This is a genomic window from Rhodocaloribacter sp., assembly GCF_056451265.1.
On the sequence record NZ_JBWOPL010000071.1, the window covers coordinates 94,998 to 112,153 of the forward strand.

The 17,156-nt window shown below is 65.8% G+C and carries 15 protein-coding genes; 7 read left to right on the forward strand and 8 right to left on the reverse strand.

Translation table 11 applies throughout. The features are described from left to right. The first annotated feature begins 347 nt into the window (after nt 1-347). Nucleotides 348-1,976, forward strand: coding sequence for an AMP-binding protein (locus tag AC1HIY_RS13115; protein ID WP_479577198.1), 1,629 nt, complete (start codon nt 348-350; stop codon nt 1,974-1,976). A gap of 129 nt (nt 1,977-2,105) precedes the next feature. Here the strand turns inward: AC1HIY_RS13115 and AC1HIY_RS13120 are convergent, their stop codons facing one another. The 4 genes from AC1HIY_RS13120 to AC1HIY_RS13135 all read right to left on the reverse strand — a co-directional run bounded on the left by AC1HIY_RS13120 (nt 2,106) and on the right by AC1HIY_RS13135 (nt 6,052). Then, nucleotides 2,106-2,849 carry an MBL fold metallo-hydrolase gene (locus tag AC1HIY_RS13120; RefSeq protein ID WP_479577199.1) on the reverse strand — a complete coding sequence of 248 codons (744 nt, stop codon included), beginning with the start codon at nt 2,847-2,849 and terminating at the stop codon, nt 2,106-2,108. Between the two features lie 76 nt (nt 2,850-2,925). Beyond that, nucleotides 2,926-3,966, reverse strand: coding sequence for a polyprenyl synthetase family protein (locus AC1HIY_RS13125; protein ID WP_479577200.1), 1,041 nt, complete (start codon nt 3,964-3,966; stop codon nt 2,926-2,928). Nucleotides 3,967-4,091: 125 nt separating this feature from the next. Further along, nucleotides 4,092-5,120, reverse strand: a complete 1,029-nt coding sequence (locus AC1HIY_RS13130; RefSeq protein WP_479577201.1) for a FecCD family ABC transporter permease — start codon at nt 5,118-5,120, stop codon at nt 4,092-4,094. Further along, a complete protein-coding gene (locus AC1HIY_RS13135) occupies nt 5,117-6,052 on the reverse strand; it encodes an ABC transporter substrate-binding protein (RefSeq protein ID WP_479577202.1) in 936 nt (311 codons plus the stop codon). The genes AC1HIY_RS13130 and AC1HIY_RS13135 overlap by 4 nt, the downstream gene beginning before the upstream one ends. Before the next feature lie 197 nt (nt 6,053-6,249). On the opposite strand from AC1HIY_RS13135, the gene AC1HIY_RS13140 reads away from it, so the two are divergent. From AC1HIY_RS13140 to AC1HIY_RS13150, 3 genes are all read left to right on the forward strand, one after another. Continuing rightward, complete coding sequence (locus AC1HIY_RS13140) at nt 6,250-7,218, forward strand: diacylglycerol/lipid kinase family protein (RefSeq protein WP_479577203.1); 969 nt, start codon at nt 6,250-6,252, stop codon at nt 7,216-7,218. A gap of 252 nt (nt 7,219-7,470) precedes the next feature. Beyond that, nucleotides 7,471-8,181, forward strand: a complete 711-nt coding sequence (gene deoC, locus AC1HIY_RS13145) for a deoxyribose-phosphate aldolase (protein WP_479577227.1) — start codon at nt 7,471-7,473, stop codon at nt 8,179-8,181. 15 nt (nt 8,182-8,196) lie between these two features. Continuing rightward, complete coding sequence (locus tag AC1HIY_RS13150) at nt 8,197-8,751, forward strand: SPOR domain-containing protein (protein ID WP_479577204.1); 555 nt, start codon at nt 8,197-8,199, stop codon at nt 8,749-8,751. A gap of 33 nt (nt 8,752-8,784) precedes the next feature. Here AC1HIY_RS13150 and AC1HIY_RS13155 read toward each other — a convergent pair whose 3' ends face one another. The 4 genes from AC1HIY_RS13155 to ppgK form a co-directional block, all read right to left on the reverse strand. Next, complete coding sequence (locus AC1HIY_RS13155) at nt 8,785-8,952, reverse strand: hypothetical protein (protein WP_479577205.1); 168 nt, start codon at nt 8,950-8,952, stop codon at nt 8,785-8,787. A gap of 787 nt (nt 8,953-9,739) precedes the next feature. Beyond that, the gene (locus tag AC1HIY_RS13160; protein ID WP_479577206.1) at nt 9,740-10,210 is read right to left on the reverse strand and encodes a cupin domain-containing protein; all 471 of its coding nucleotides are present in this window, start codon (nt 10,208-10,210) and stop codon (nt 9,740-9,742) included. 10 nt (nt 10,211-10,220) lie between these two features. Then, on the reverse strand, nt 10,221-11,339 hold the full coding sequence (locus AC1HIY_RS13165) for a RuBisCO large subunit C-terminal-like domain-containing protein (protein ID WP_479577207.1): 1,119 nt from the start codon (nt 11,337-11,339) through the stop codon (nt 10,221-10,223). 79 nt (nt 11,340-11,418) lie between these two features. Then, on the reverse strand, nt 11,419-12,180 hold the full coding sequence (gene ppgK, locus AC1HIY_RS13170) for a polyphosphate--glucose phosphotransferase (RefSeq protein ID WP_479577208.1): 762 nt from the start codon (nt 12,178-12,180) through the stop codon (nt 11,419-11,421). 212 nt (nt 12,181-12,392) lie between these two features. Between ppgK and AC1HIY_RS13175 the strand changes: the two genes are divergently transcribed. The 3 genes from AC1HIY_RS13175 to ppk1 all read left to right on the forward strand — a co-directional run bounded on the left by AC1HIY_RS13175 (nt 12,393) and on the right by ppk1 (nt 17,055). Then, entirely contained in the window at nt 12,393-12,527 is a 135-nt protein-coding gene (locus AC1HIY_RS13175; protein WP_479577209.1) for a hypothetical protein, read from the forward strand. A gap of 44 nt (nt 12,528-12,571) precedes the next feature. Continuing rightward, on the forward strand, nt 12,572-14,488 hold the full coding sequence (dnaG, locus tag AC1HIY_RS13180; protein WP_479577210.1) for a DNA primase: 1,917 nt from the start codon (nt 12,572-12,574) through the stop codon (nt 14,486-14,488). Between the two features lie 347 nt (nt 14,489-14,835). Continuing rightward, a complete protein-coding gene (gene ppk1 / locus AC1HIY_RS13185; protein ID WP_479577211.1) occupies nt 14,836-17,055 on the forward strand; it encodes a polyphosphate kinase 1 in 2,220 nt (739 codons plus the stop codon). Nucleotides 17,056-17,156: the final 101 nt, after the last annotated feature.

A 17,156-nucleotide genomic window follows, 5' to 3' on the forward strand; every position in this document is an offset into this window, starting at 1 on the left:
CGGGCCTCAAGCAATTGTTTATCAATCGTATCGACCGGGCGGACGCGAGCTAAAGACAGGCGTCGAACGGCCGGGCGGATGACGGAAAAAAAGGCAAGCGTCGGAGCTTTTCAAGGCGCGCCGCCCGAGCGAAGCGCGTCCGATCGGGCAGCGGGAGGGGCGCGTGTTTGAACTTTGCTTGATTCCGAAGCGAAACGGCGGGAGCGGCGTTCAAAAGGTGTTCATCCGACGTTCGACGGGCAGCCGGGATGCTCGCGGGGATCGTCTCCGCGCGTGCGGGCGCTGAGGGAGGCCGTGCCGGATTCGTCGGCGTTTGCGACACCGATTTCTCATGCGGAGGCACGACCATGACGGCTCTATCCTACACCCACGGCGTTTCCCGGACCCCGCTTCTCGGCGAAACCATCGGCGACAACCTCCGGCGCACCGTCGCGCGCTTTCCCCACCGCGAAGCCTTCGTCGACAGTTCCCGGGGGGTGCGCCTGACGTACCGCGAGCTGTGGGACGCCGTCGATCGCGTGGCGCGCGGGCTGATGGCGCTCGGCGTGGCGCGCGGCGACCGCGTGGGGATCTGGTCGCCGAACCGGCACGAGTGGGTGCTCGTGCAGTTCGCCACGGCGCGCATCGGGGCCATCCTCGTCAACGTCAATCCCGCCTATAAGACTTCCGAGCTTGCGTACACACTCCGGCAGGCCGGAATCAGCCTGCTCATCATGGCGCAGGGCTTCCGGAAGACGGACTATCGCCCCATGATCGAAGAGGTGCGCGGCAAGTGTCCGGCGCTTCGGCGCGTGATCCTCTTCGAGGACGACTGGGACGAGCTGCTCGCGCGCGCCGAGACGGTGACCCCGAACGACTTGCGCGCGCGCGAAGCCCTCCTGCAGTTCGACGACCCCATCAACATCCAGTACACCTCGGGCACGACGGGGCGTCCCAAAGGCGCGACGCTGACGCATCACAACATCCTGAACAACGCCTTTTTCGTCGGCGAGGCCCTCCGCTACACGGAGCGCGACCGGGTGTGCATCCCGGTGCCGTACTATCACTGCTTCGGCATGGTGCTTGGCAACCTCGCCTGTGTCACGCACGGCGCGTGCATGGTCATCGCCGGCGAAGCGTTCGACCCGGAGGCCGTGCTCGCCACCGTCGAGGCAGAGCGCTGTACGTCCCTCTACGGCGTCCCCACCATGTTCATCGCCGAACTCAACCACGAGCGCTTCGACGCCTACGATCTGTCCTCGCTCCGCACCGGTATAATGGCGGGCGCGCCGTGCCCCATCGAGACCATGCGCGAGGTCATGAGCCGCATGCACATGCCCGAGGTGACCATCGCCTACGGCATGACGGAAACCTCGCCCGTCTCGACCCTCACGGCCCCCGACGACCCCGTCGAGAAGCGGGTGACCACCGTGGGGCGTGTGTTGCCGCACGTGGAGATCAAGATCGTCGATCCCGGGAGCGGGGCCGTCGTGCCGCGCGGGGAGCGGGGGGAGCTTTGCACGCGCGGATACAGCGTGATGCGGGGCTATTGGGACGATGAAGCCGCCACGCGCGAGGCCATCGACGAGGCGGGATGGATGCACTCCGGCGACCTCGCGGTGATGGACGAGGAAGGGTACGTCGGCATCGTCGGGCGCATCAAGGAAATGATCATTCGCGGAGGAGAGAACATCTACCCGCGCGAGATCGAGGAATATCTCATGCGGCATCCGGGCATCGAGGTGGCGCAGGTCATCGGCGTGCCCTCGGAGAAATACGGGGAGGAGGTGATGGCGTGGGTGAAACCCAGGCCCGGCGTCACGCTCACGGCAGAGGACCTTCACGCCTATTGCAAGGGCAACATCGCCACGTACAAGATTCCGAAATACTGGAAATTCGTGGAAGCCTTCCCGCTGACGGTCACGGGGAAGGTGCAGAAGTTTCGGATGCGTGAGATCGCCGTCCGCGAACTCGGCCTCGAACCGGTGACGGCGTGAAGGTTCGGGACGTGCCGTGTTTCGTAGTGGGAGGGCACGAACGCGAGCCCCTGACGCGAACCGAATGGGGGGTGGAGAGGTGTTGACGCGACCGGGGGGAGCCCATGACGGCGAACGCAGGGAGCCTCTTCAGAACGGATACGCGCCCAGTTCCTCGGCCAGGTCGGTGGCGGCGAAGTGGCGTCGCGGCTCGGCGAGGTCGTCGTCGGAGAGGTTCGGGGGGAGATGGGTAAGAAGCAGGCGCCTGGCCCGGGCGCGGGCGGCGAGGCGGGCGGCGTCGGCGGGGGAGGTGTGTCCGTAGCCCGGTCCGTTGGCCTCGTGGACGAGCACATCCGCCGCTTGCGCCAGGCGTTCGATGCTGTCGCTCGGCTCGGTGTCGCTCGAATACGTGACGACGCCGCCGGTGGCTTTGCTCTCCACGCGCACGCCCGTCACGGGCACGGTGTGCGTGCCCGGCGAGGCCGTCACGCGCCACCGGTCGTCTTCGAAGACCGGCGCGCCCTCCCGGTGGTCGATCTCCTCCCACACCAGTTCAGGGATCTCCCAGTGGCCGATGTTGAAGGCCGAGAGGCAGCGCCATGCCTGCTCGATGGCGGGCGCGATGCCGTAGACGGGAAGCGGCTCCGTGCGACCGGCCAGCCAGATCTTCTCGATGAAGAGCGGAAAGCCGCTGACGTGGTCCGGATGCTCGTGCGTGATGAAGAGGCCTGAGATCGTGCCGGGATCGAGGCCGGCCTTCAGGAGCCGCTGCACCACGTCGCCGCCACAGTCGATGAGAAACGTGGAAGGACCGTCGGAGAAGGCAAGCATGGCGGTGTGACGATGCGGGTCCGTCAGGGCCGCGCCGGTTCCGAGGAGATGAAGCGTGGGCATTGCGGCGTGCGTGGGATGAGAGGGGATTCGACGTCCGTAATCTACGGAAATGCGGGCGTTTCCGGGACGCGGGCGGCTATCTTTTGCGCCGCACGGTATAGTCGGTCAGGTCGATGAGCGCGTCGCGGGCTTCGGTGGGAGGGAACGCGGCAAGGAGGTCGCGGGCTTCCCGGGCGAGCTCGGTCATCCGCTGCCGGGCATAGGCAATGCCGCCCGTCTCCTCGACGAACGCCCCGACGGTCCGGATGTCGGCGCGGCTTTTCCTTTTCTTCCGAACGATCCGGAGGATGCGCTTCCGATCGGCTCGCCCCGATTCCCGGAGGGCGAAGATGAGCGGGAGGGTCAGCTTTTTTTCCTGAAGGTCGATGCCGAGCGGCTTGCCCACGTCCTGCACGCCGAAGTCGAAGAGGTCGTCGCGGATTTGAAAGGCGAGGCCGAGCTTCTCTCCGACGACGCGCATCCGCTCGATGTCCTCGGCGTCGTCGGTGGCGCTGATGGCCCCGCACGTCGTGCACGCGGCGATGAGGGAGGCGGTCTTGTCGGAAATGATGCGGAAGTACGTCTCCTCGTCGATGTCGAGGTGACGGGTCTTTTCGATCTGAAGGAGTTCCCCCTCACTCATGCGCCGGACGGCGTCGGAAACGGTATGGAGGAGCGGATAGTCGTGATGATCGAGGGCGAGGAGAAGGCCCCGGCTGAGGAGGAAGTCTCCCAGGAGCACGGCGATCTTGTTCTTCCACAGCGCATTGATCGAGAAGAGCCCGCGCCGTCGTTCGGCGTCGTCGACCACGTCGTCGTGGATGAGCGTGGCCGTGTGGAGCAGTTCGACGAGCGCCGCGCCCCGGTAACTCGACTCCGAGATGCCGCCGCAGGCTTTCGCCGAGAGCAGGACGAGGATCGGGCGGATGCGCTTGCCTTTCTGATGGAGGACGTATCGGATCACCTTGTCGAGCAGGCCCACCTTCGTGCGCATCGCGCCCCGGAAATACCGGCGGAAATGAGCGAGTTCGGCTTCGACGGGGCGGCGCACGTCGGCGAGGGTGATCGTGCGCGTCAAGGGTGCAAAGGCGCTCGCGGGCGCGTCCGTTTCCGGCTGCGCCGGGGGGAGGTCAGGCATGAACAAACCTGGCTTTCAATTTTTTTTGAAACTTGACGATCATATACGCCCCCTCGGAAAAGAAGTTTGGAGCCGTCGGGGTTCGGGAGGAATTTCGGAGGGGGCGCCGCGTCCGGGAAGCGGCGTCATCCGAAGCGGTACGGGTTGCGGCGAAGGAGCGCGAGGAAGAACGGCGCGCCCGCGAGCGCCGTGATGATGCCCACGGGGAAATCCTGCGAGGGCAGGATGGCGCGCGCGCCGAGGTCGGCCCACAGGAGGAAGACGGCCCCGGCAAAGAAGCTCATGGGCACCACGCGGCGGTGCGATACGCCTACGAGCGCGCGCACGGCATGCGGCACGATCAGGCCGACGAAGCCGATGGCCCCGGAGACGGCCACGAGCGCGCCCGTGACGAAGGCGGCCAGCAGGATGAGAAGGCGCTTGACCGTCTCGACGGGCACGCCGAGGTTGAAGGCGGGTTCCTCGCCGGTGAGAAGTGCGTCGAGCGGGCGGGCGAGGGCCGTCAGACACACGAGGCCGAGCACGGCGGTGAGGGCGGGAAAGGGGAGCAGGCTCCAGTGCGCCCCGTTGAGCGAGCCGAGCAGCCAGAAAAGCACGGCGCGGAGCCGGTTCGGATCGGGCGAGACGAGCGTGATGAACGACGTGAGGGACGCCATCAGCGCGGACATCGCCACACCGGCCAGGAGCAGCCGCGCCACCGAGACGCGCGTGCCGGTGCGCGCCGTGAGGTAGACGACGGTGATCGCGAGCCATCCGCCCAGGAAAGCGGCAAGAGGCATCGTGAGCGCGCGCGTGAGCAACGGCGGCAACAGGCCGAGGAAGAAGAGGGAAGCGCCCGCCGAGGCGCCGCTCGAAATGCCCAGGATGTACGGCTCGGCCAGCGGATTGCGCACGAGCGCTTGCATCGCTACGCCGATGATGGACAGGCCGCCGCCGACGATCATCGCCAGGAGCGCGCGCGGAAACCGGAGCTGCCACACGATCTGCTCCACCGTAGCGTCGGGCGCCGCGCCGCCGGCGAAAGGCAGACGGCTTCGGAAAACGCCGAGCACGTCCCTGAAGGGGATCGACTCGCTTCCGAAAGAGACGGCCGCGACCGTCGAGACGACGAGGAGCGCCGCGAGGAGCAACGCGGTGACGACGGGTTTCCTCATGGACGTTCCTCCGTCGCTTCCGCCGCGAAGAGCGAAGGGTGAAGCCGGGCGGCCAGCCGCCGCGCTCCCTCGACGAGCCGGGGACCCGGACGCAAAAACAGGTCGGGCGCGAAGCTGAAAACCCGCCCGTCACGGATCGCAGGGACGACGGTCCACGTCGGGTGAAGTTCGAGGAGGCGGGCGGGATCGTAGTCTTCCCCGAACGCGCCGACGATCACGTCCGGAGCGGAGGTGAGGACGAACTCGTCGCTGAGGATGGGCGCTTCCGTCGTGAGATCCTCGGTGATGCTCTGCCCTCCGGCGAGGAAGATGAGTTCGTGGATATAGCTTTCCGGTCCGAAGGCGAAGAGCGTGCCGTCGCCGATGAGAAAGAGCACGCGGGGCCGCTCCTCGATGGCTTCCGAGCGCGCGCGGAGGTCCTCGACGAGCCGCTGAAGCGAGTCGGCGGCGGCACGGGCGTGCGCGGCGGCGCCGAGGAGGTCGCCCGTCGTGCGAAGGACGCGCATCACGTCGCCGAGCCGTTGAAAAGAGAAGAAGACCATCGGGATGCCGAGCGCGGCGAACGTCTCGGCGTCGCGGGGATTGTTGATCTGCGTGACGCCCATGACGACGTCGGGACGCAGCGCGGCGACGGCTTCGAAGTTCATCGGGAGGGCGCTGAAACGGGGGAGCGTATCGACCGCCGGCGGGTAGTCGTCCGCCGTCGTCACGCCGACGAGCTTGCGGCCCGCTCCGGCGGTGAAGACGATCTCCGTCAGGCTCGGCGCGACGGTCACCACGCGGGCGATGGGCTGCCGCAGTTCGACGGTTCGTCCGAGGTCGTCGGTGAACGCGCGCACCTCTCCGCCCGAGGGGGCCGGCGACTTCGCACATCCGAACACTCCGGATGTCGCGAGGGCGAGAAAGACGAAAAACGCTCGAAAAGGGTTCATTCGAGGGGTTGCGTGCAAGGGTTGGGAACGACTAAACGGGCATGTAAGGGTGGGCGGTGCGTGTTCCGGGGAGCACGGGTTGTCGAAGACGATACCCGGGCAACGCACGATTTCGCCCGGAGGACGATAGGGCATGGGGGACCCAAAATACAATCGCGCGCCGTATGTTTGCGGATCATTCACCGACGAGGGCATTTATGCGGATCACGGCTATCCTCAACCCGGCGGCGCGGAACGGAACGGCGGGACGCCGACGGGCGAAGCTCGAGGCGGCTTTCCGCGCGGCGGGATTGCCGGTGCGGTGGGCGATGACCGAGGGGCCGGGGCACGGGGCAGCCCTTGCTCGCGCGGCGGCGGAGACGTCGGACGCGGTGATTGCCGTCGGGGGCGACGGTACGGTCCACGAGGTCGGACGCGGGCTGATCGAGGGCGGTGGAAGCGCGGCGCTCGGCGTGGTTCCTTTCGGCACGGGCAACGACTTCGCCCGCGCGCTCCGGATGCCGGGGTCCGCCCGGGCGGCGATACGGGCGCTCGCCCACGCCGAGATCGTCGCGGTGGATTACGGACGGGTGCGATGGCGGGAGGAAAGCGACGTGCGCGAAGAGGTGTTCGTGAATGCGATGGGGCTCGGCTTCGATGCGCGGGCGGCGGATGAGGGCGCTCGGACGAAGCGCCTGCCGGGTCTCTCGGCATATCTCCTTGCCGTGTTTCGGGCGCTTCGCCGGCGCGTGGAGCCCGGGGCGCGCCTCTTCGTCGGAACGCCCGAACATCCCGGCGCGCCTCTCTTCGACGGGAAGCTCCTCTTCGTCACGGCGGGCAACGGCTTCAGCTCCGGCGGCGGCTTTCGCCTCACGCCTCGGGCCTCGCTCACCGACGGCCTCCTCGAGGTGCTCGTCGTCGAAGCCGCCCCGACGCGACGGATCCTCTCCATCCTGCCGTTTGCCCTGTGGGGACGGCATCTCGGCTTTCGCGAGGTGCACGCCCACCGCGTCTCCGCCTTCTTCGCCGACCTCGACGCACGCGTGCCCCTGCACGCCGACGGCGAGGTGCTCAGCCGCGCGGCCAGGGGCATCGCCGTCGAGGTGGCGCCGGGAGGGTTGCGCGTGCTCGTTCCACAGGGAACCGGGAGCGCCTGGGCGGTTCCGGGGGTGAAAAATGCTTCGTAGCTGTGCATTTTTCGTCAAACCGGGCTCCGAACCCATTCGGGCGGTCGACGTACACCATCTTTTCCCGGCAGATCGTATCTTCGAACCATGGACGGAACGCAAAAAGAACAGGTGATTCGCCGTCTCGAAGCGCGGGTCAAGGAGACCGTGCCTCCGAGCGTCGGCGGTGAGCGGCGGTTGCACGACGCATTGCACCGCATGGTGAACGCGGGGGCGTGCCGCTTTGGCGTCTGCGCGGACAAGCCGGACGAGATGGGTTTTTCGGCCTGTGAGCTGGCCCCTCCGCTTGCGCGTATGATCGACCACACGGCCCTCAAGCCCGACACCACCGAGGCGCAGATCCGCAAGCTGTGCGACGAGGCGCGACGGTACTGTTTCGCCTCGGTCTGCGTCAACCCGTGCTATGTGCCGCTGGCAGCCGAGGAATTGCGGGGCACACCCGTCGCCATCTGCACCGTCATCGGCTTCCCCCTCGGCGCGACGCAGACCGCCACGAAGGTGTTCGAGGCCGAGCTGGCCATCCGCGACGGAGCAACCGAGCTCGACATGGTGCTCAACGTGGGGAAGCTCAAGAGCGGGGCGTTCGAGTATGCGGAGAACGACATCCGGGCCGTCGTCGAGGCGGCGCACCGGCAGGGCGCGGGGGAACGCATCATCGTCAAGGTGATCCTCGAGACCGCGCTTCTGACGAATGAGGAGAAGGTGATCGCTTCGGTGCTTGCCCGGAATGCCGGGGCCGACTTCGTCAAGACCTCGACGGGCTTTTCGAAAGGCGGGGCCACGGCCGCCGACGTGGCGCTGATGCGCCGGGTGGTCGGGCGCGGTATGGGCGTAAAGGCTTCCGGCGGCGTTCGCTCACGGGAGGACGCCGAGAGCATGATCGCGCACGGGGCCACCCGCATCGGGGCGAGCGCTTCGGTCGAGATCGTGAAAGGACTCGTCGCCGGCGGCGACGGCTATTAATCGGAGGAGCGGCGGATGGTGCGGAAGATGAAAGGCGCCCGGCACGTGCTCCTGGGTCTGTGGATCGGCGCGGCGCTCTCAATGAGCGCGTGCTCCGGCAGCCGAAGCGCCGCCGGCCCCGAGCCGTCGAGCGACGACACGGCGGCCGAAGAGATTCGCCTCTCCGACTACGAAGACTTCGATGCCGGGGCGTACCGGGATCGTCCGCCCGAGCGGTCCGTCTCCGTCGAACACGACGTCCCTTCCCGGCTGCTCGGCGGCCGGGTCGAGCAGGGCGCCGAACAGCTCGTGCAGGGCTATCGCATCCAAATCTACCAGTCGCTCGACAAAGAGGATGCTTTCGAGCGGGAGAACGAAGTGCTGGCGTGGTGGGAGACGGTGCCCGAAGCGGAACGTCCGCCCGGGCTCGGGCCGGATTTGCCGGTGTACGTGCGGTACCATCAACCCTACTATCGCGTACGGATCGGAGATTTCACGTCGCGAGAGGCGGCAGAGGAAGTGCTGGCGCTGGTCATGACGCGCTTCCCGGGGGCGTTCATCGCTCCGGACATGGTGCACGTGGTGCGGTGAAGAGCGGCTTCGGGGGAAAGAAGGGCGCGAGGATCAGGAGGCGATGCCGGGCAGTTCGTTGACGGCAAAAGCGATGACCAGCGCAAGACTCAGAAAGCTGAGGATCACGGCGATGACCTCGAAAGAGAGCCGAACCGTGGTGGGGCGTTCCTCCGATGCGGAAGGAGCCGGAAGGTGGGGCGCGAGGTTCGTGTGGGTCATGTCAACCTCCGTCAGGGTTTGAGCTTTCGGTGGGAAGGGGAACGGACCGAAGACTTGGCAAAGATGATGCCTGATTGAACATGTTGTGAAGACGAAAAGCGCTGCGAGCAGTCCGCCGGCGTCTTCACTCGGGGGGAAAGGGCCGATGTTTCCGTCCGTGGGCACAGGGAAAGGGACGGCGCAGAGGGCGGGATTCATGAAGTGCGTGCGGCGGCGCGTCCGCTTCCGAGGACATTCACCGGGAAGAAGTGGCGACCGGCGAAGACAAGAAAAGCCTCTCCTGTGGGGACACAACCGGGCTTTCGTGGAGAACGTCCCGGCCCCCGGAGAGGCTCTGATCATGCGGGCTCGAGGATCTCACCCTGCGGGCACTAAAAGGCTTTCCGCTCACACGATCGTCGGTATGGCCTTGCCCGAAAAGGGGAACTGCGATCCCAGGTATTTCAGCCCTGTTTAGACAGACAACGGAGGGAGCGGGTCTGGTCGAACTACCTCAAACGGCTCCCTGTCTGTATCCACCGAGATGAGACTCTCGGTATAAAAAAACCCCGTCGCACGCGAATGAAGCACAAAAGGCGGGATGAATGATCACCTGCCTGCTTCATCCGCGTGGACAGGGCAAACTCACCAAGGTGAGCGGGTTGTGATCACCCATTATTGAAACCCCCTTACCCTACAACTGCAGGGTATGACCAATATATCGCAGGGCGGTGGACCCTGTAAATGGGGAATGACCCTATTGAGGCATGGGCATTTTTCCCAGAACAGGAGATGGCCGAGCCGCGGATCAGAGGCGGATGAAGTCGCGGAGCACGGGATGGGCACGGAGGGCGGCTGCCTCGTCGGGTGTCGGGCGCATCGGGCGGTCGCGATCGCAGGGGACGAGGCACACGAAGCCGAGCGGCGCGTCGGAGGCGGCGCGGAACTGATGCCAGGTCATAGGGGGGACGTGGACGAGATCGAACGGGGTCACCGGGGCGACGGTCTCGCCCACGAGCACCCGGCCTTGTCCCCGGAGGACGAAGACGGCATGGGGATGTTCGTGGCGCTCGAACGTGGAATGGCCGCCGGGCGCGATCTCGAAATATCGCACCTGGGTGGGAAATTCCGCCGTTCCTTCGAAGAGCACCTGGCGCGTGATGTCCCTGAAATGTGTGCCTTCGGGTTTGTAAACTTTTACCGGAACGTCGTCCCAGCGAAACCCGGATGCGGTTTGATGGAAACGTCGGACGGGGGCGGGGTTGTTCTCGGCGTCCATGGGGCAAACCTCAGGGCTGGAGGGGCGTCGAGAGGGCGGCCCGGGCGATGCCTTCGGTGAACGCGCGTGTGCGTTCGAGCAGCGCGTCTCCGGCTTCGAGCAGACTCCCGCCGATGAGCAGGATGGCGTCCGTCCCGAACGTCTCGACGAGTTCGGCGGCCCGCTCGACCTGCATCCCGCCCGCAGGCACGGGGAAAGCCGGGCGAAACGGGGGCCACGGGCATCGGAGCGCCTCGGCGACGTCGAGGCAGACGTCGCGGGGAAAGCTGAACCGCCCGCCGTAGTTGGCGAAGATGACGGCGTCGGCCCCGAAGAGCCGGAAGAGCTTGCCCGGCAGCAGGTCGGGTCGCATCCGTGCCGCGCCGGTGAAGCTCGGGTGCGCCAGCACGGGCACGTCGAGCCGGCGGTGCGTCAACTCGTGGAAGAAGGGCAATCCCACGAGCATGGGCGCGACCATCACCGCCTCGGCTCCGGCCTTCCGCGCGAACTCATATTGCCGGAGGATGGTCTCGGGCGTGCCGGAGAGGTTGGGCACGTAAACCGATCGCGCGCCGCTTCGGGCCGACCCTTCGGCGACGGCGTCGAGACAGGCACGGACGCGCGCCTCGAAGGGGCAGAACGGGTGGTCGGCGAGGTAATGATCGTCCTTGATGAGGTCGACGCCGCCCTCGGCAAGCGTGCGGCAGAGGGCAGCCGTCTCCTCGACCGACAGGCCCACGGGCTTGAGGGCGGAAGCCGTCAGCGGGCGCTCGTGGATGCCGAGGCGCGCCCGCAGGCCCTCGATGCCGAAGCGCGGCCCGCGGAAAAGCGAGGCCAGCGGCTCCGGCAGCGTGAAATCGTCGAGTCGGACGCCGGCGTGCATGGAACTGTTGCCGAAGAGCACGTTGAGGAACTGCGCGGGGTCGGCGGCGGCGGTGTGCACGGGCAACGCCAGCGTCACGCGGAAGCCGCCGGCGGGATCGGGGACGGGGGCGCTCCGACGGCCCATCATGTGCGCGCGCACGAACGGGTAGCGCAGGCCCACCACGCGCGGCGTCTCGATGGTCTGTTCCAGGTGCACCGCTTCGGCAAGTGCTTCGGCGCCGTCTGCCGCGACGTCGAGGTGGTACGTAGCTTCGAAATAATCCATCCGGGATCCGGCTTCATGCGTAAAAACGAGCCCTCGTGCGCGGCGGGGCAGGCAACTTCGGGCGAGAGGGCGGCGGCGCTCACACGGTGACTTCAGGCTCGTAACACATGCGCGCGCTGTAGGCGGCGCCGATGATGCCGGCCTCGTTTTGAAGGAGCGCCGGCGTCAGGTCCGCCTGCGTCTTGAGATGACCGGAAAACTTCTCCCATTTCTTCGGCCGACTGATGCCGCCGCCGATGATGAGGAGGTCCGGCGCGAAGAGAAACTCGACGTGTTCGAGGTACCGTTGAAAGCGTCGCGCCCAGGCCTTCCAGGGGAGGTCGTCGCGTTTGCGGGCGCTGTCGGCGGCGTGAGATTCGGCGTCGCGCCCGTCGAGTTCGAGGTGGCCGAGTTCGGTGTTCGGGACGAGGATCTGATTGATGAAGAGCGCCGAGCCGATGCCGGTGCCGATGGTGAGGACCATCACGAAATCGTGCCGGTCACGGCCCGCGCCGAAAGCCATCTCGGCCACGCCGGCGGCGTCGGCGTCGTTGAGCACGAAGGTCCGGCAGCCCGTTTTCTCCTCGATGAGCCGCGCCGCATTGACGCCGATCCATCGCCGGTCGATGTTTGCAGCGGTGAGCACCGTCCCGTGCTTGACCCGCCCCGGGATGGTGCATCCGACGGCGCCTTTCCATTCGAAATGCTCGACGATTCGATGCACGGCCTTGACGACGGCCTTGGGCGTGGCGGGCTTCGGTGTGGGGATGCGGAAGCGTTCCGCCGCCAGGGTTCCATTCACGATGTCCACGGGCGCGCCCTTCACACCCGATCCTCCGATGTCGATGCCGAGGATTTTCAAGGATCCGAGGAGTTTTGATGACCGAAAGGGAGACGATTGACTTCGCCCGGCAAAGTACGGCGTCGCGCCCGGCGCGTCAAACGCTCATGCCGCGAAAGAAAGTAATGGAATCGGAATCAATTTAGCGCTTCTTTACCACGCCATTGAGCGCCATGCCCTATTTTATGGCGTTCGTCTTTCAACCCCAACCTGTCCGAAGAGGCCTTCTTCCCATGAAAAGATTTCTGCTCCTAGCCGCCCTTTTTCTGACGTTCGGTCTGAGTTCGTGCCAGTGCTCGGACAAGCCGCCCATCGGTCCCGTGGAAAACGCGCGCGCCTCGGTGGCTGCGCCGATGCCGCTCGTTTAGGACGCCCGACGTCTTCTCCGCTCGTTTTTGTGCTCCCTCACGCCATGTTTCTTTCGGATGAAAAGGTCGAAGAGATCCGCGCCGCCACGGACATCGTGGAGGTGGTGGGGGACTACGTGCGGCTGAAAAAGCGCGGAGCGAAATTCTGGGGACTATGCCCGTTCCACAGCGAGAAGTCGCCCTCGTTCAGCGTGGATCCCGAGCACAACCTTTTTTATTGTTTCGGTTGCCGGAAGGGCGGCGACGTGTACACGTTCGTCCGGGAGATCGAGGGCGTCGGCTTCTTCGAGGCGGCGAAGGCGCTTGCCGAGCGGGCGGGGGTGCCGCTGCCGGAAGACGCCGCGCAGAAGGAACGGGCCAACGAGGTCGAGTCGATCTATAACGCGCTGCTCTTTGCGGCCCGTTTTTTCTATATCCAGCTCACCCAGACCGAGGCGGGGAAGCCCGCGCTCGAATACCTGCGCGGACGCGGCTTCACGCAGGAGACGGTGGAGAAATTCAGGCTCGGATATGCGCCGGATGCGTGGGATCGGCTGCTCCGCGCGGCGGAGGCGAAGCACATCGGGGCGGAAACGCTCGAGAAGGCGGGACTCGTGATCCCGCGTCGGGAAGGCGACGGCTATTACGACCGGTACCGGGGACGCGTCATTTTTCCCATCCTCTCGCATGTGGGGAAGGTGCTCGGCTTCGGCGGGCGCATTCTGTCGGCGGATAAGGATCAGCCGAAGTACATCAACTCGCCGGAGACCAGGGTCTATAACAAGAGCCGGGTGCTCTACGGGCTGTACCACGGGAAACGGGCCATCCGGCGGCGCGAAGAAGTGATCCTCGTCGAGGGGTACACCGACGTGATCTCACTCCATCAGGCGGGCGTGGAGAACGTCGTCGCCGCCAGCGGGACGGCGCTCACGGCCGAGCAGGTGAAGGCGCTTCACCGGTATTGCCAACGCATCCTTCTGCTCTATGACGCCGATGCGGCAGGGGCCAGCGCCACGCTGCGCGGCATCGAACTCGGCCTCGAACAGGGCATGAGCGTCTATGCCGTGGCCCTGCCCGGCGGTGAGGATCCGGACTCGTTCGTGCGCGCGCACGGCGGAGAAGCCTTCGATGCGTACGTGAAGAAGCATCGCCAGGATTTCGTGGCGTACATGTATGCGCAGGCCCGGCGCACGGGCACGCTCGACACGCCCGAAGGGGAAGCCGGCACGCAACGGAGCATCCTCAGGGCGGTGGCGCGCATCCCCGACCCGCTCGTCCGGGAGTCGTACCTCCGGCGGGCCAGCGAGGTGCTCGGCGTGCCCGACATGCAGCTTCGGAGCGTGCTCGAAACGATCGGCCGAAACCACCGGCGCGAGGAACGCCGGCGCGCGCCTCGTCCGCCCGCCGCACCGGTCCCGTCTCCGCCTTCGGCGAGCGCGCCGCCGCGCCCGTCTCCCGCGCCCGCCGTGACCGTCGTGCGGGAACCGCTGCCTCAGGAAAAGATCCTCCTCCGGCTCATGATCGAGCACGGCGCGCCCATGATTGAGTTTATCCTCGGGCACATGGCGGAAGAGGAGTTCACCGAAGGTCCCGCCCGCGAGGTGGTGCGGCACCTGCTGACGATGTACGAGAACGACGACGTTCAGCCGAAGCGCCTCCTCGAGGGCGCGTACGGCCGGACGATCCAGAGCCTTGCCGTTGCCGTGATGGTGGATCCCTACGAGCCGTCGGAAAACTGGCAAAAGCGGCAGAACATCAACGTCCCGCGCATCAACGAGGACCCGGAAGAGACGGCCGCGAGCGCCATGATGATTCTCAAGCGCATCCGCGTCGACGAGGCCATCCGGCGGCAGAAAGACGCGCTCTTCCAGGCGCAGCAGCGCGGCGAGGACCTGCGCGCGCATCAGGAGCGCATGATGGCGCTTCACCGGCTACGGAGACAAATCGAAAACCGCGCCTTTCTGGGCACGGACACCGCTTGATCCCGGGGGGCGGCGCGCAGGGGCGGGTGTTCTTTTCTCGAAGGCAGAGCATCTTCCGAACCGGGCGCTCGTCTATGCCGACATCCCGCGATTCGGATGTGGGGAAAGGCCTGACGGTCCGGTGGTTGACTTGCCCACAGCCGATGCAGGGCAACCCCCGGCGATTTCGATGAACATACGCGCCTTTCTTAGAAGATTCCGCGCGCGACTTCGGGAAGCGTCCGGCAGCGTGCGTCGGCACTCGGGATCGCGTGATTACGGCGAGAGTACACATAAACGCCTGCCGTGGCACGTGATGGGGTGGCAAGGCATGAACGATCAACCCTTTTGAGATCAATCGAACGAATATGAGCATCAGAGAAGAAGCACGACACGTCGAGATAGAGCCGGTGAGCGGCAACGGGACGATGGGGGCAGCGCCGACCTCTGCCGTGCTTCGCGCCACCGCGCCTCGTCCGGTGCCGAAACGCGCCGGCCTAGACGACCCGAGGCTCTATTTCAACCGCGAGTTGAGCTGGCTCGATTTCAACTGGCGTGTGCTGCATCAGGCCCTCGATACGCGCACGCCGTTGCTCGAACGGGTGCGGTTCCTTGCCATCACGGCCAGCAACCTCGACGAGTTCTTCCGCAAGCGCGTCGGCGGGCTGAAGCGACAGGTGGCGGCGGGCGTGCACAAGCTTTCGCCCGACGGGCGGACCCCCGCCGAGCAACTCGAACTCATCAGCCTGGCCGTGCGGCCCATGTACAAGACCCTCACGGAAACCTGGGAGCAAACGCTCAAACCCCTCCTCCGTGACAGGGCGCACATCCACATCCGCGATTACGCCACGCTGAACCGGCGTCAGAAAGAGCGGCTCCACAAGTACTTCATGGCCAATTTCTTCCCGGTTCTGACGCCCCTCGCCGTCGACCCGGGGCACCCCTTCCCGTTCATCTCCAACCTGAGCCTTTCGCTGGCCGTGACGCTGCGCCATCCGAAACGCGGCACCGAGCACTTCGCGCGACTGAAGGTGCCCACGAACCGGGGACGGTGGATCGCCCTCGACGAGCCCGGGCATTTCGTGCCCATCGAACAGGTTATCGCGCACAACGCCCACGAACTCTTCCGCGGCATGGAGATCGTCAGCGTGCACCCCTTCCGCATTACCCGGAACGCAGACGTGCGGCGGGACGAGGAGGAGGCGGACGATCTCATCGAGATGATCTCGGACGAGTTGCGGGAACGTCGCTTTGCCAAGGTGGTCCGGGCCGAAGTGGACGCCCGCATGACGGACGAGATCCGCAGCCTGCTCATGCGAGAACTCGATCTGAAGGAGGAAGACCTCTATGACGTCGAAGGACAGATCGACCTGACCGACACGTTCTGGTTGGCCGATCTCGATTATCCCGAACACAAGTACGAACCGTGGGAGCCGGTCATCCCGACGCGACTGCTTCATGAGGGCGAGGCCAAGGATCGGCCGAACATTTTCGCCGTCATCCGGAACGACGATCTGCTCGTGCATCACCCGTACGAATCTTTTCGAGCCAGCACCCAGCGCTTCATCGAAGAGGCCGCCGTAGATCCGAAGGTGGTCGCCATCAAGCAGACGCTCTATCGCACCTCCGACGAGTCGCCCGTCGTGGACGCGCTCATCCGCGCCGCCGAGAGCGGCAAACAGGTGGCGGTGCTCGTGGAGGTGAAAGCCCGGTTCGATGAGCAAAACAACATCGAGTGGGGGCAGATCCTCGAAAAGTCGGGCGTGCACGTGACGTACGGACTCGTGGGGCTGAAGACGCACACGAAGACGACGCTCGTCATCCGCGAAGAGGCCGAGGGGCTGCGGGCCTATTGCCACATCGGCACCGGAAACTACAACCCGAAAACGGCGCGGCTCTATACCGACTTCGGGCTGCTCACGTGCGATCCCGACCTGGGATTCGACCTGATCAACCTGTTCCATTATCTGACCGGGTATTCGCCCGAACAGCATTATCGCAAGCTCGTCGTGGCCCCGCGCGACATGCGGAAGACGTTCCTCCGGCTGGTGCGCGGCGAGGTGGCCAACCAGAAAAAGCACGGCAACGGCCGCATCATCGCCAAGATGAATGCGCTCGACGACATCGAGATGATCCAGGAACTGTATCGCGCCTCGAAGGCCGGCGTTCAGGTCGATCTCATCATTCGCGGGCATTGCCGCCTGCGTCCCGGGCTGCCGAAGTTCAGCGAAAACATACGCGTGATCAGCATCCTGGGGCGGTTCCTCGAACACAGCCGGGTCTACTTTTTCGGCAACAACGAGGACCCGCGCCTGTTCATTGGCAGCGCCGACTGGATGCGCCGCAACCTGGACGACCGGGTGGAAGCCGTCGTGGAGGTGGAAAAACCACTGCTCAAGGCCCGCCTGATCCGGACGCTGCGCTTCGCCATGGCGGATCGGCGGACGGCGTGGGATCTCCATCCCGACGGCCGGTATGTGCTTCGGATGCCCTCGAGGCCGGAGGAGGAGGTCGGCTTTCAAGAAATCCTGATGCGACGCGCCCGCAACCGCACGCTCCGCGCGGATACGCCGTGGGACATCGACTGAGCAAGCCGGAGGCCGGCGCTTTCCCGGGAGGCGGGGACGAGGCGTCTTTGTGCCGCTTGCAAGGCCTCTGGAAACAGGAACATAAAAAGAGCAGGCGGCAA

Excerpts from the sequence above, each read along its gene's own strand:
- ppk1 (WP_479577211.1), top strand. The coding sequence starts at position 14,836 with ATGAGCATCAGAGAAGAAGCACGACACGTCGAGATAGAGCCGGTGAGC.
- deoC (WP_479577227.1), top strand. The coding sequence starts at position 7,471 with ATGGGTTTTTCGGCCTGTGAGCTGGCCCCTCCGCTTGCGCGTATGATC.
- AC1HIY_RS13175 (WP_479577209.1), top strand. The coding sequence starts at position 12,393 with ATGAAAAGATTTCTGCTCCTAGCCGCCCTTTTTCTGACGTTCGGTCTG.
- AC1HIY_RS13125 (WP_479577200.1), bottom strand. The coding sequence starts at position 3,966 with ATGCCTGACCTCCCCCCGGCGCAGCCGGAAACGGACGCGCCCGCGAGC.
- AC1HIY_RS13135 (WP_479577202.1), bottom strand. The coding sequence starts at position 6,052 with ATGAACCCTTTTCGAGCGTTTTTCGTCTTTCTCGCCCTCGCGACATCC.
- AC1HIY_RS13130 (WP_479577201.1), bottom strand. The coding sequence starts at position 5,120 with ATGAGGAAACCCGTCGTCACCGCGTTGCTCCTCGCGGCGCTCCTCGTC.
- AC1HIY_RS13160 (WP_479577206.1), bottom strand. The coding sequence starts at position 10,210 with ATGGACGCCGAGAACAACCCCGCCCCCGTCCGACGTTTCCATCAAACC.
- AC1HIY_RS13165 (WP_479577207.1), bottom strand. The coding sequence starts at position 11,339 with ATGGATTATTTCGAAGCTACGTACCACCTCGACGTCGCGGCAGACGGC.
- AC1HIY_RS13155 (WP_479577205.1), bottom strand. The coding sequence starts at position 8,952 with ATGACCCACACGAACCTCGCGCCCCACCTTCCGGCTCCTTCCGCATCG.
- dnaG (WP_479577210.1), top strand. The coding sequence starts at position 12,572 with ATGTTTCTTTCGGATGAAAAGGTCGAAGAGATCCGCGCCGCCACGGAC.
- AC1HIY_RS13140 (WP_479577203.1), top strand. The coding sequence starts at position 6,250 with ATGCGGATCACGGCTATCCTCAACCCGGCGGCGCGGAACGGAACGGCG.
- AC1HIY_RS13115 (WP_479577198.1), top strand. The coding sequence starts at position 348 with ATGACGGCTCTATCCTACACCCACGGCGTTTCCCGGACCCCGCTTCTC.
- AC1HIY_RS13120 (WP_479577199.1), bottom strand. The coding sequence starts at position 2,849 with ATGCCCACGCTTCATCTCCTCGGAACCGGCGCGGCCCTGACGGACCCG.
- AC1HIY_RS13150 (WP_479577204.1), top strand. The coding sequence starts at position 8,197 with ATGGTGCGGAAGATGAAAGGCGCCCGGCACGTGCTCCTGGGTCTGTGG.